A 12,857-nucleotide genomic window follows, 5' to 3' on the forward strand; every position below is an offset into this window, starting at 1 on the left:
TTGGCAGTGTTGGCAGTAGTAAGCGCAGTGACTGTCAGTCGCTGCCGGACATCCGCGGGTGCGATTCCCTCACGACCCACACCGCTTCGGTCGGTCACTCAGTGTGGAGGACCATCCATCATGGCAAAGGCGCTTCTCGGTTACGTCGGCGGTTCCGACCCGCGACTCCTCGCCGAGATGCGACGGCTTCAGCAGCGCGTCCAGGACCTTGAGTCCGAGCTCGGACGGATCCAGTCCGAGAACGACGCACTGAACGCGGCCGCCGCTCAGCACGGAGACTCGCTGCTCGACAGCATCGACCTCGACGTACCCCAGGCGGAGCCTGCGCTCACCTGATCCGCGCTCACCCGTCGCAACTCCAGCCCCGCATGATCTGCAAGGGACGCTCCGGCGTCCCTTCTTTCTTTCACCTCTTCCCTTCACCCGCGCGCGTTCTCCCTCGGTCGTCCGCCCCGCCCTCCCCCGTCGGCGTTCCGTCTCCGTCGCCGGATCCGCATTGGGCCGGGCGGGGGGCTGATTCCCTCGGCGTCCGATCTGCCCTGCACCTTCATGGGTGAAACCGGACGCGAAAGGTAGAGTCCGGCGGCGTGCACCTCAAGTCCCTGACCCTCCGCGGTTTCAAATCCTTTGCCTCCGCGACCACCCTGCGCTTCGAACCGGGGATCACCTGCGTCGTCGGCCCGAACGGGTCCGGCAAGTCGAACGTCGTGGACGCGCTGTCATGGGTCATGGGGGAACAGGGAGCCAAATCCCTGCGCGGCGGCAAGATGGAGGACGTCATCTTCGCCGGGACCACCGGGCGCCCGCCGCTCGGCCGCGCCGAGGTGTCCCTGACCATCGACAACTCCGACGGCGCCCTGCCGATCGAGTACGCCGAGGTCACCATCACGCGGATCATGTTCCGCGGCGGCAGCAGCGAGTACCAGATCAACGGGGACACCTGCCGGCTCCTCGACATCCAGGAACTGCTCTCCGACTCCGGCATCGGCCGCGAGATGCACGTCATCGTCGGCCAGGGACAGCTGGACTCCGTGCTCCACGCCGACCCCATGGGCCGCCGCGCCTTCATCGAGGAGGCCGCGGGCGTACTGAAGCACCGCAAGCGCAAGGAGAAGGCGCTGCGCAAGCTCGACGCGATGCAGGCCAACCTCGCGCGGGTGCAGGACCTCACCGACGAACTGCGGCGCCGGCTCAAGCCGCTCGGACGCCAGGCCGCCGTGGCCCGCCGGGCCGCCGTGATCCAGGCGGACCTGCGCGACGCGCGACTGCGGCTGCTCGCCGACGACCTGGTGACGCTGCGGGGCGCGCTCGACGCGGAGATCGCGGACGAGGCGGCGCTCAAGGAGCGCAAGGAGTCCGCCGAACGGGACCTCGCCGGCGCCCTGCGCAGGGAGGCGGAACTGGAGGCGGCCGTACGGGAGCTCTCGCCCCGGCTCCGGCGCGCCGAGCAGACCTGGCACGAGCTGGCGCAGCTCGCCGAGCGGGTTCGCGGCACCGCCTCGCTGGCCGACGCCCGGATCAGGAGCGCGACGGCCCCCGTGGAGGAGGAACGGCGCGGGCGGGACCCGCAGGACATGGAGAAGGAGGCCGAGCGGATCCGTGAACAGGAGGCGGAGCTGACGGCCGCCCTGGAGGCCGCCGAACGGGCGCTGGAGGACACGTCCGCGCACCGGGCCGAGCTGGAACGGGCGCTCGCCGCGGAGGAACGCCGACTGCGGGACGCGGCGCGGGCCATCGCCGACCGGCGCGAGGAACTGGCCCGACTGACCGGGCGCCTGGGCGCGGCCCGCTCCCGGGCCGGCGCCGCCGAGGCGGAGATCGACCGGCTGGTGGCGGCCCGGGACGGCGCGCAGGCCCGGGCCGTGGCGGCCCGGGAGGAGTACGAGGCCCTGGCCGAGGAGGTCGGAGGGCTGGAGGACCCCGAGGCGGAGGGGGAGTACGAGGCCGCCCGGGCCGAACTGGTCGAGGCGGAGGCGGCCCTCGGCTCCGCCCGGGAGGCACTGACCGCCGCGGAACGCTCCCGCGCGGCGGTCTCCGCCCGCCGGGACGCCCTGGCCCTGGGGCTGCGGCGCAAGGACGGAACGGGGGCGCTGCTCGCGGCGCGCGAGACGCTGGCCGGGCTGCTCGGACCGGCGGCGGAGCGCCTGACGGTGACGCCGGGGTACGAGGTCGCGGTGGCCGCGGCGCTCGGGGCCGCGGCCGACGCGGTGGCGGTGGACTCCCCGGGGTCGGCGGCGCGGGCCATCCGTCACCTCCGCGACACGGACGCGGGGCGGGCCGCCTTCCTGATCGCCCCGGCGTCGGGCCGCCCCGACGCCGATGCGGTCGGGAGCGTCGTCGAACCCGCCGGCGGCGGCCCGGGGACGGCGGCGAGCGTCTCCGGGCCGGGCGGCCCCCGACCCGTGCCCGTCGGGGTTCCGCACCCGGCGGACGGCCGGGACCGCGGCGCCGCCGCGCAGACGGGGCCCGAGGGGGTCGGAGCCGCTGTCCGGACGGCCGTCGGCGTGCTGGCGCCGGCGTGGCGGGAGGCCGCGACCCTGGTGGGCGGGGACGCCGAGGTGCGGCGGGCCGTGGCCTGGGTGCTGCGGGACCACGTGGTGGTCATCGGCCTGGACGAGGCCGAAGCGGTCGTGACGGAGCACCCGCACCTGGTGGCGGTGACCGCGGAGGGCGACGTGATCGGGGCCCACGCCGCGCACGGCGGTTCGGCGGGGGCGCCGAGCCTGATCGAGGTGCAGGCCGCCGTCGACGAGGCGGCGGCGGAGCTGGACCGGCTGGAGGAGCGGTGCCGCGAACTGGCCGCGGCGCAGGACGGCGCCCGGGAGCGCCGCACCGCGTCCGCCGCCCGGGTGGACGAGCTGGCCGAGGCGCGACGGGCGGGGGAGCAGGCCCGGGCCGGGGTGGCGCAGCAGCTCGGGCGGCTGGCCGGGCAGGCGAAGGGGGCCTCGGGCGAGGCCGAGCGCAGCGCCCTGGCGGCGTCGACGGCGCAGGAGTCGCTGGAACGGGCACGCATCGACGTCGAGGAGTGCGCGGAGCGGCTCGCGGTGGCGCAGGAGATGCCCGCCGAGGAGGAACCCGACAGCTCGGCGCGGGACCGGCTCGCGGCCGACGGGGCGAACGCCCGGCAGACGGAGATGGAGGCCCGGCTCCAGCTGCGGACGCACGAGGAGCGGGTCAAGGGCCTGGCCGGGCGGGCGGAGGCCCTCGACCGGGGGGCCAGGGCGGAACGCGAGGCCCGGGCGCGGGCGGAGCGGCGGCGCGCGCGACTGCGCCACGAGGCCGAGGTGGCCCGGGCGGTGGCCGACGGGGCGCGACAACTGCTGGCGCACCTGGAGGTGTCGGTCGGGCGGGCGGAACAGGAGCGCGCGGCCGCGGAACGGGCCAGGGCGTCGCGGGAGCGGGAGCTCGGGGAGGCCCGCGGCCGGGGCCGTGACCTGAAGGGCGAACTGGACAAGCTGACCGACTCCGTCCACCGGGGCGAGGTGCTCGGCGCGGAGAAGCGGCTGCGGATCGAGCAGTTGGAGACGCGGGCCCTGGAGGAGCTGGGCGTGGACCCGGTCGCCCTGGTGGCGGAGTACGGTCCCGACCAGCCCGTCCCGCCCTCCCCGCCCGTCGGGGGCGAGGGGGACGCGGGTGGCCCCGTCGCCGGGGACGCGGACCAGCCGGACCCGAGCCGGCCGTCCGGGCCCTTCGTACGGGCCGAACAGGAGAAGCGGCTCCGTGCGGCGGAGCGGGCCTACCAGCAGCTCGGCAAGATCAACCCGCTGGCGCTGGAGGAGTTCGCGGCGCTGGAGGAGCGGCACCGGTTCCTCAGCGAGCAGCTGGAGGATCTGCGCAAGACCCGGACCGACCTCCTTCAAGTCGTGAAGGAGGTCGACCAGCGGGTCGAGCAGGTCTTCACGGAGGCGTATCACGACACCGCCCGGGAGTTCGAGGGAGTGTTCTCCCGGTTGTTCCCCGGTGGCGAGGGCCGCCTGATCCTCACCGACCCGGGCAACATGCTGACCACCGGGGTGGACGTGGAGGCCCGGCCGCCCGGCAAGAAGGTCAAGCGGCTGTCGCTGCTGTCCGGCGGCGAGCGGTCGCTGACGGCCGTGGCGTTGCTGGTCTCCATCTTCAAGGCGCGCCCCAGTCCGTTCTACGTGATGGACGAGGTGGAGGCGGCCCTGGACGACACCAACCTCCAGCGGCTGATCCGCATCATGGTGGAACTCCAGGAGAGTTCCCAGCTGATCGTCATCACGCACCAGAAGCGGACGATGGAGGTCGCGGACGCCCTCTACGGGGTGTCGATGCAGGGCGACGGCGTGTCCAAGGTGATCAGCCAGCGGTTGCGTTGATGCCGGTCACGCACCTTGGATCTTCAAGAAATTAATGCAAGTGGCGATTCCCTCAGTTAACGAGACCTTCACATGACCTCTTGACTTCAGGAAATGAACACATAGGCTCGCTCCGCTGTCCCCCGACTTCGGGTGGTGCCCGATCTTGACCTGTGCGCCACTAGGAGAACGGACAAAACCCCCACGGAGCGCACCTTGACCAGCAGCACAGCGAAGGCACCCGCGCCGGGCGGCGGCTCGCCGCAGCCCGAGCACCTCGGGCACGTCATCTTCATCACCGCGGCCGCGGCCATGGGCGGATTCCTCTTCGGCTACGACAGTTCCGTCATCAACGGAGCCGTGGAGGCGATCCGCGACCGTTTCGACGTCGGGTCCGCCGCCCTCGCCCAGGTGATCGCCGCCGCACTCATCGGCTGCGCCCTCGGCGCGGCCACGGCCGGCCGTATCGCCGACCGGATCGGACGAATCCGCTGCATGCAGATCGCGGCGGTCCTCTTCACCGCGAGCGCCATCGGCTCCGCCCTGCCGTTCGCCCTCTGGGACCTGGCCATGTGGCGCATCGTCGGCGGCTTCGGCATCGGCATGGCCTCGGTGATCGGTCCCGCCTACATCGCCGAGGTGTCCCCGCCCGCCTATCGCGGCCGGCTCGCCTCGTTCCAGCAGGCAGCCATCGTCATCGGCATCGCCGTCTCGCAGCTGGTCAACTGGGGCATCCTCAACCTCGCCGACGGTGACCAGCGCGGCGAGCTCGGCGGCCTGGAAGCCTGGCAGTGGATGCTCGGCGTGATGGTCGTCCCGGCCGTGCTCTACGGCCTGCTGTCGTTCGCGATCCCCGAATCCCCGCGCTTCCTCGTCTCCGTCGGCAGGATGGAGAAGGCCAAGACGGTCCTGCGCGAGGTCGAGGGCGACGGCATCGACGCGGACGCCCGGGTGCGCGAGATCGACAACGCCATCCATTCGGAGCAGAAGTCGACGTTCAAGGACCTGCTCGGAGGCCGCTTCGGTTTCCTGCCGATCGTCTGGATCGGCATCGGCCTCTCCGTGTTCCAGCAGCTCGTCGGCATCAACGTGATCTTCTACTACAGCTCCTCGCTGTGGCAGTCGGTCGGCATCGACCCCAGCTCGTCGTTCCTGTACTCCTTCGAGACCTCCGTCGTGAACATCATCGGTACGGTGATCGCGATGCTGTTCGTCGACCGGATCGGCCGCAAGCCGCTGGCCCTCATCGGTTCCGTCGGCATGGCGATCTCCCTCGCGCTCGCCGCCTGGGCCTTCTCCTACAAGGACACCACCGGTAGCGAGATCGCCCTGCCGCACACCCAGGGCCTCGTCGCCCTCATCGCCGCCAACTGCTTCGTCCTCTTCTTCGCCCTGTCCTGGGGCGTGGTGGTCTGGGTGCTGCTCGGCGAGATGTTCCCCGGGCGGATCCGCGCCGCGGCCCTCGGCGTGGCGGCCGCCGCGCAGTGGATCGCCAACTGGGCCATCACGGTGTCGTTCCCGACCCTGTCGGACTGGAACCTGTCCGGCGCCTACGTCATGTACGCGATCTTCGCCGTGCTCTCGGTCCCCTTCATCCTCAAATGGGTGCCGGAGACCAAGGGCAAGGCGTTGGAGGAGATGGGGTAATCATCCCCGCCACCACCCCCTCTCCTCCTCCGGCGCTGCCCCGGCTCAGTCCTTGAGCCGGGGCAGTACCCGTTCGCACAGCAGCTGGAGGCTGCGCCGGCCCTCCTCCAGCGGCATCCCCCCGCACAGCGGGTGCAGCACCAGGTTCCCCGCCTCGCCCGCCTCCCGGGCGAAGTCCACCGCCTGCTCCGGGCTCAGGATCCGGTAGACCCCCTCCGCGCGGAGCTCCTCGACCGTGCGCGCGCCCGAGCGCACCGCGCTGCGGATGTCCTTGGACTGCCAGGAGGCGTACGTCGCTGCCTCGTGCAGGAAGTGCCCGCCGTACTCGGCCCACGCCCGGTCCGGGTCCTCCGCGATGTGCAGCAGCGGGGTCACCGCCGCGGGCATCATGCAGAACCCCTCCGTGCCGTACTCCGCGAGCCGCGCCAGGTAGTACGCCTCCAGCTCCGGCAGGTGCGCGCTGGGGAAGAAGGGCAGCCCCAGGCGGGCCGCGCGACGGGCCGCCGCCTGCGAGCTGCCGCCGACCAGGAGCAGCGGGTGCGGTTGGCTGAGGGGGCGCGGGGTGACCCGTACGGTCCTGCCGCGGAAGGTGAACGGCTCGCCGGTCCACGCCTTCAGCAGGGTCTCCAACAGCTCGTCCTGGAGCTTGCCGCGCCGACCCCACTCCACGCCGTGCTGCTCGTACTCCTCGGGCCGGTAGCCGATCCCCGCGACGGTGACGAGACGTCCCCCGCCGAGCAGGTCCAGGACGGCGATGTCCTCGGCGACCTTCAGGGGGTCGTGCAGCGGGCCGATGATCGCGGAGACGGTCACCGTGAGCCGGCGGGTGGCGCCGAGGACCGCGCCGGCGAAGGTGAAGGGCGAGGGCATCCAGTTGTTCGCGGTGCCGTGGTGCTCCTCGGTCTGGAGGGTGTCGATGCCCTGCTGGTCCGCGTAGACGGCCATCTCCAGCGCCGCCCGGTAGCGGGCGGAGAGGGTCTCGGGGGTGCCGTTCGGGTCGACCAGATTGAACCGGGCCACGGTGATGGGCATGGAGGAGTCCCCCTTCGCCTGAGGTGGGTGGGCGAAGGGGGACGTTAGCTGACGCAGCGTCAGTTGGACAGGGTCCGCGCGGGCGCGCGGTCCTCCGGGGAGCCGGCCGCGGGCGCGACCGGTGCCGTGCGCGGCAGGACGGCGTACAGCACGCCGGAGGTGACGATGCCGGTCACCCAGCCGAGGCCGTTCTGCCCGATCCAGGTGGAGGCCAGCGGCCCGCTGAACCAGTCCACCTTGGTGAACAGCAGGCCCGTCACCAGGGCCAGGGCCCAGGCCGTCATGGCCTGCCAGGCGAACCCGCCGCGGTACCAGTAGGCGCTGGTGGGGCTGGTGTCCAGCAGCGCGGCGCCGTCGTACGTCCGGCGACGGAGCATGTCCACGCCGAACACGCCGATCCAGGCGGAGAAGGCCACGGCCAGCAGCGTCAGGAACGAGATGAACGAGCCGAAGAAGCTCGTGGCCACGACCATCAGCAGGAAGCCGAAGACCAGGCTGATGACGGCGTTGACGCTCACGGCCCAGGCGCGCGGGACCTTGATGCCGAGCGTCTGCGCGGTGAAGCCGGCCGAGTACATGGACATCGAGTTGATCAGCAGCATGCCGATCAGCGCGATGAGCAGGTACGGGACCGCCAGCCAGATCGGCAGCAGCTCGCCGATGAAGGAGACCGGGTCCTGGGCGGTGGCCAGGTCCGGCGTCCCGACGGCCATCACGGCGCCCATCAGGACCATCGGCAGCACCACGACGCCCGCGCCGCCGATCGTCGCGCCGACCATGCCCCGCGAGGAAGCGGTGCGGGGCAGGTACCGGGTGAAGTCCGGGCCGGAGGGCACCCAGCTGATGCCGCCCGCCGCGATGGTGCCGATGCCCGCGATCATCATCGCCGTGGAGCCGGCCGGCTTGTCGAAGACGGCCGACCAGTCGGTCGTGAACAGCAGGTAGCCGAGGACGAGCACGCTGAAGCCGCCGAACAGGTACGTCGACCAGGTGGAGCAGACGCGCAGCGCGTTGATGCCGAGCCCCGAGACCACGAAGGTGCAGCCCACGAACAGGAGCAGGGTGAGCACGATGAGCGCGGTGTTGGTCCGGATCCCGAAGAGCAGGTCCAGGACGGTCAGGACGGCGTAGGCCCCGCTGACCGCGTTGATCGTCTCCCAGCCCCACCGGGCCACCCAGATCAGGGCGCCCGGGAACAGGTTCCCGCGCTGCCCGAAGACGGCCCGTGACAGGGCCATGCCGGGCGCCCCGCCGCGCTTGCCGGCGATGGAGATCAGCCCGACGAGCCCGTACGAGATCACGGGCGCGGCGATCGCCACGACCAGCACCTGCCAGATGTTCAGCCCGTTCAGGATCACCAGACCCGCGCCCATGGTGAGCAGCAGCACACTGATGTTCGCGGCGACCCAGGTGGGGACGAGCTCGCGGACCCGGCCGGTGCGCTCGCCGTCGGGCACGGGCTCCAGGCCTCGGGTCTCGACGGCGGTCTCGGCCGGGGCGGCTATCGCGCCGTCGGCGGTCTCGGCAGGCATGCGCTACTCCGTGGGGGCAGGGAGGGGGAGTCGACCATCATCATAGATTCCTCGCTAAAAGCCCAAATAGAGTCTTAGTGCTCCCGGGGAACGGCCTGAAACGCCCCGGCGGGACCGACGGACCGCCGCGGACGTGGTCGCGCATACTGACTCTGTTATGGAAATCCTGATCCTTGCTGTAGTCATCGCCCTGGTCGCGGTCGGCGCGATCAGCGGGCTCGTGGTCAGCAGCCGCAAGAAGAAGCAGCTGCCCCCCACGGCGCCGCCGAGCACGCCGACCATCACTGCCCCGCCCGCCGAACCGCAGGTGGGGGAGGACGCCGCACCGACGGCGGAAGAGTCGCGCCGCACGATCGAGGAGGTCACCCTTCCCGACGCCGAGGCGGCCCTCGCCTCCCCGGTCGCGGTCGAGGATCCGGTCGTCGAAGCCCCCGCCGCGCCCGAGATCGAGGTGCCCGAGCCCACCGCCGGCCGCCTGGTCCGACTGCGGGCGCGGCTCGCCCGTTCACAGAACTCCCTCGGCAAGGGCCTGCTCACGCTGCTCTCGCGCGAGCACCTCGACGAGGACACCTGGGAGGAGATCGAGGAGACCCTCCTCATCGCCGACGTGGGCGTCGCGCCGACCCAGGAGCTGGTCGAACGGCTCCGCGAGCGCGTCAAGGTCCTCGGCACCCGCACCCCCGCCGAGCTGCGCGCCCTGCTCAAGGAAGAGCTGGTCGCCCTGGTCGGCACCGACTTCGACCGCTCCGTGAAGACCGAGAGCGGCGTCGACACCCCGGCCGTCGTGATGGTCGTCGGCGTCAACGGAACCGGCAAGACCACCACCACCGGCAAGCTCGCCCGCGTCCTCGTCGCCGACGGCCGCAGCGTGGTCCTCGGCGCCGCCGACACCTTCCGCGCGGCCGCCGCCGACCAGCTCCAGACCTGGGGCGAGCGGGTCGGGGCGCGCACCGTGCGCGGTCCCGAGGGCGGCGACCCGGCGTCGATCGCCTACGACGCGGTCAAGGAGGGCATCGCCGAGGGCGCCGACGTGGTGCTCATCGACACCGCCGGCCGGCTCCACACCAAGACCGGCCTCATGGACGAGCTCGGCAAGGTCAAGCGCGTCGTGGAGAAGCACGGCCCGCTGGACGAGATCCTGCTCGTCCTCGACGCCACCACCGGACAGAACGGCCTCACGCAGGCCCGCGTCTTCGCCGAGGTCGTGGACATCACCGGCATCGTCCTCACCAAGCTCGACGGCACCGCCAAGGGCGGCATCGTCGTCGCCGTACAGCGCGCGCTCGGCGTCCCGGTCAAGCTCATCGGCCTCGGTGAGGGCCCGGACGACCTGGCCCCCTTCGAGCCGGAGGCGTTCGTCGACGCCCTGATCGGCGACTGAAACCGCCCGGAAGCGCACGAGGGCGCGGCTCCGCACCCCGGTGCCCCCGGTCCGATCGGACCGGGGGCACCGTCGCTCGCGGGGGCGTCAGCGCCGGAAGCGGTGGCAGATGTAGGCCAGGGTGCCCAGCAGCAGCCGGGCCTGCGGCGGGCCGCCCGCGCAGTCCAGGGCGGGCCTGCGCAGCCAGTCGGCCGGGCCGAGGCCCGCGCGGTCGGAGGGCGGGGCCGTCAGGAAGGCACCGGGGCCCAGGGCGCGCAGGTCGAGATCGGCGTCGTCCCAGCCCATCCGGTACAGCAGCTGCGGCAGCTCGGCGGCGGCGCCGGGGGCCACGAAGAACTGCGCGCGGCCGTCCGGGGTGGTCGTCACCGGTCCCAGCGGCAGGCCCATCCGCTCCAGCCGGACCAGGGCCCGACGGCCCGCTTCCGCGGACACCTCGATGACGTCGAAGGCGCGGCCGACCGGGAGCATGATCGCCGCGCCCGGGTACTCGCCCCAGACCTCGGTGACCTCGTCGAGGGTGGCGCCCGCGGGGACGGTGGGAGCGAAGTCCAGCGGATGCGCCCCCGGCGCACCGCAGTTCGTATGACCGCAGGAGCAATCGCGTGAGGGACCGGCGGCCCTGGCGCCGGGCCTCACGTCCCAGCCCCACAGCCCCGTGTACTCCGCCACCGTCGTGCACTCCGAGGTCCGGCCGCGGCGCCGGGCGCCGGTACGGAACTCCTTGGTGCCGCGGCTGCCGCCGATCGTGAAGCCCATGCCCATGCCCCCTCCAACGGGTCGGACGCGCCGGTGGTTACGACGTCGGCGGGACCTGTGGGCGGTCGGGTGCGTCGCGTCCTCCGGTCGGGCCCGCCCGGCGCACTCCTCGCCGCGCGCGCCCCGTGCGCACTCCCGACCAACCGTTCCGTTCCGCCTCCGTGTCAAGTGAATCGCGCCTGGCCGGTGGCGAGTTCATTCGAAGGGGTGGCGAATGGTGGCGTTTCTGGAATCGACCTCGCGGCAGGGGTGATCGTAGGATTACTTTCGGTGCACGAACCCGGGCGCGTACCCGATGATGGGTATGCCGGAGGCAATCCGTGGAGGACCTGTGAAGGTCCCCGACGGTTCGGTCCGCCACGGCCAGGGTTCCGTGTGGAGAAGCGATGCGGATGGGGGCGTTCCAGTGAGCGGCAACGGCGCGAGCGGGACGGTCGACGAATCCGCCGACCGCAATGTCCAGCTGACGTCGTGGTTCGTCCGCAGCGGCTGGTCCAAGGGCGAACTCGCCCGCCAGGTCAACCGCCGGGCCCGTCAGATGGGCGCCCACCACATCAGCACGGACACCTCGCGGGTCCGCCGCTGGCTCGACGGGGAACAACCCCGCGAACCCGTGCCGCGCATCCTCTCCGAGCTGTTCTCCGAACGCTTCGGGTCCGTCGTCGCCATCGAGCAACTCGGCCTGCGCACCGCCCACCAGACGCCGTCCGTCTCCGGGGTCGACCTGCCCTGGGCCGGACCGCAGACCGTGGAGCTGCTCAGCGAGTTCTCCCGCAGCGACCTGATGCTGGCCCGCCGAGGGTTCCTCGGCACCTCGCTCGCGCTGTCCGCCGGCCCCGCCCTCATCGAGCCCATGCAGCGCTGGCTCGTCCCCGTCCCCGCGGCGGACCCCGGATCACGCGACCTCGCCGGCCCGCAGACCGGCCACCGCCCGCCCCGGCTCTCCGAACCGGAACTCGACCTCCTCGAAGCCACCACCGTCATGTTCCGCCAGTGGGACGCCCAGTGCGGCGGCGGACTGCGTCGCAAGGCCGTCGTGGGCCAACTGCACGAGGTCACCGACCTCCTCCAGGAGAACCACCCCGCCCCGGTCATGAAGCGGCTGTTCAAGGTGGCCGCCGAACTCGCCGAACTCGCCGGCTGGATGAGCTACGACATCGGCCTGCACCCCACCGCCCAGAAGTACTTCGTCCTCGCGCTGCACGCCGCCAAGGAGGGCGGGGACAAGCCGCTCGGCTCGTACATCCTGTCCAGCATGAGCCGCCAGATGATCCACCTCGGCCGGCCCGAGGACGCGCTGGAACTCATCCACCTCGCGCAGTACGGCAGCCGCGACTGCGCCGGCCCCCGCACCCAGGCCATGCTGTATGCGATGGAGGCCCGCGCCTACGCCAACATGGGCCAGCCCAGCCGCTGCAAGCGCGCCGTCCGGATGGCCGAGGACACCTTCTCCGACGTCGGTTTCGGCGGGGAGCCCGAACCCGACTGGATCGGTTTCTTCTCCGAGGCCGAACTCAACGGCGAGAACTCGCACTCGTACCGCGACCTGGCCTACGTCGCCGGCCGCAGCCCCACCTACGCCTCCCTCGCCGAACCCATCATGGAACGCGCCGTCGACATGTTCGCCAAGGACGACGTGCACCAGCGCTCGTACGCCCTGAACCTCATCGGCATGGCCACCGTCCACCTGCTCCAGCGCGAGCCGGAGCAGGCCACGGTCCTCGTCGACCAAGCCCTCGACGTGGCGCGAAAGGTGCGCTCCGAACGGGTGAACACCCGGCTGCGCAAGACCGTGGACACCGCCGCCCGTGAGTACGGCGACGTCGCCGAGGTGGTCCGCCTGACCGACCTCCTCGCCTCCCGCCTCCCCGAAGCGGCCGAGGCCGTCTGACGGCCCTCGCGGCCGCCCCCAAGGCCCCGGCCGCGGCAGTCACCCCGTGAAGCCCGATCAGGCTCCCCCAGCCAGGTCTCCCGGGTCACCGCCGCGGCCGGACCCCCACCATGATCCGTTCATGGACGCGTAACACGCCCGACCTCTTCGTCATCGGGGCGAAACACCCAGCGGCGTCGCCGGAAACCGGCCTGCGCGAATCTCAGGGCCAATAACCGGCCGGCCCCCACCGACCGGACCCCTTAACGCCGCTCAGGTTTTCACGCTCGCCCGCACGCGAACGTACCGACGACGAGGAG

At 72.1% G+C, this 12,857-nt stretch carries 8 protein-coding genes; 5 read left to right on the forward strand and 3 right to left on the reverse strand.

The annotated features are described in order from the left end of the window. The first annotated feature begins 120 nt into the window (after positions 1-120). The 3 genes from ACZ58N_RS28155 (at position 121) to ACZ58N_RS28165 (ending at position 5,966) form a co-directional block, all read left to right on the forward strand. Positions 121-336, forward strand: a complete 216-nt coding sequence (locus ACZ58N_RS28155) for a hypothetical protein (protein ID WP_030227372.1) — start codon at positions 121-123, stop codon at positions 334-336. 251 nt (positions 337-587) lie between these two features. After that, positions 588-4,340: an AAA family ATPase gene (locus ACZ58N_RS28160; protein WP_471165256.1), complete on the forward strand. Its 3,753-nt coding sequence runs from the start codon at positions 588-590 to the stop codon at positions 4,338-4,340. 195 nt (positions 4,341-4,535) lie between these two features. Further along, a complete protein-coding gene (locus ACZ58N_RS28165) occupies positions 4,536-5,966 on the forward strand; it encodes a sugar porter family MFS transporter (protein WP_471165258.1) in 1,431 nt (476 codons plus the stop codon). A 45-nt stretch (positions 5,967-6,011) separates the two neighbouring features. Here the strand turns inward: ACZ58N_RS28165 and ACZ58N_RS28170 are convergent, their stop codons facing one another. Together ACZ58N_RS28170 and ACZ58N_RS28175 are read right to left on the reverse strand one after the other, a co-directional pair. Next, positions 6,012-6,998, reverse strand: a complete 987-nt coding sequence (locus ACZ58N_RS28170; protein WP_471165261.1) for an LLM class flavin-dependent oxidoreductase — start codon at positions 6,996-6,998, stop codon at positions 6,012-6,014. Between the two features lie 59 nt (positions 6,999-7,057). Then, a complete protein-coding gene (locus ACZ58N_RS28175) occupies positions 7,058-8,530 on the reverse strand; it encodes a cytosine permease (protein ID WP_471165264.1) in 1,473 nt (490 codons plus the stop codon). A gap of 157 nt (positions 8,531-8,687) precedes the next feature. On the opposite strand from ACZ58N_RS28175, the gene ftsY reads away from it, so the two are divergent. After that, positions 8,688-9,911: a signal recognition particle-docking protein FtsY gene (ftsY, locus tag ACZ58N_RS28180; RefSeq protein WP_471165267.1), complete on the forward strand. Its 1,224-nt coding sequence runs from the start codon at positions 8,688-8,690 to the stop codon at positions 9,909-9,911. A gap of 87 nt (positions 9,912-9,998) precedes the next feature. Here ftsY and ACZ58N_RS28185 read toward each other — a convergent pair whose 3' ends face one another. Then, a complete protein-coding gene (locus tag ACZ58N_RS28185) occupies positions 9,999-10,667 on the reverse strand; it encodes a bifunctional DNA primase/polymerase (RefSeq protein WP_471165269.1) in 669 nt (222 codons plus the stop codon). A gap of 406 nt (positions 10,668-11,073) precedes the next feature. On the opposite strand from ACZ58N_RS28185, the gene nsdA reads away from it, so the two are divergent. Beyond that, complete coding sequence (nsdA, locus tag ACZ58N_RS28190) at positions 11,074-12,558, forward strand: transcriptional repressor NsdA (protein ID WP_471165272.1); 1,485 nt, start codon at positions 11,074-11,076, stop codon at positions 12,556-12,558. Positions 12,559-12,857 lie beyond the last annotated feature (299 nt).

Source organism: Streptomyces sp. NPDC040432, assembly GCF_055595445.1.

Excerpts from the sequence above, each read along its gene's own strand:
- ACZ58N_RS28185 (WP_471165269.1), bottom strand. The coding sequence starts at position 10,667 with ATGGGCTTCACGATCGGCGGCAGCCGCGGCACCAAGGAGTTCCGTACC.
- ACZ58N_RS28155 (WP_030227372.1), top strand. The coding sequence starts at position 121 with ATGGCAAAGGCGCTTCTCGGTTACGTCGGCGGTTCCGACCCGCGACTC.
- ftsY (WP_471165267.1), top strand. The coding sequence starts at position 8,688 with ATGGAAATCCTGATCCTTGCTGTAGTCATCGCCCTGGTCGCGGTCGGC.
- ACZ58N_RS28170 (WP_471165261.1), bottom strand. The coding sequence starts at position 6,998 with ATGCCCATCACCGTGGCCCGGTTCAATCTGGTCGACCCGAACGGCACC.
- ACZ58N_RS28175 (WP_471165264.1), bottom strand. The coding sequence starts at position 8,530 with ATGCCTGCCGAGACCGCCGACGGCGCGATAGCCGCCCCGGCCGAGACC.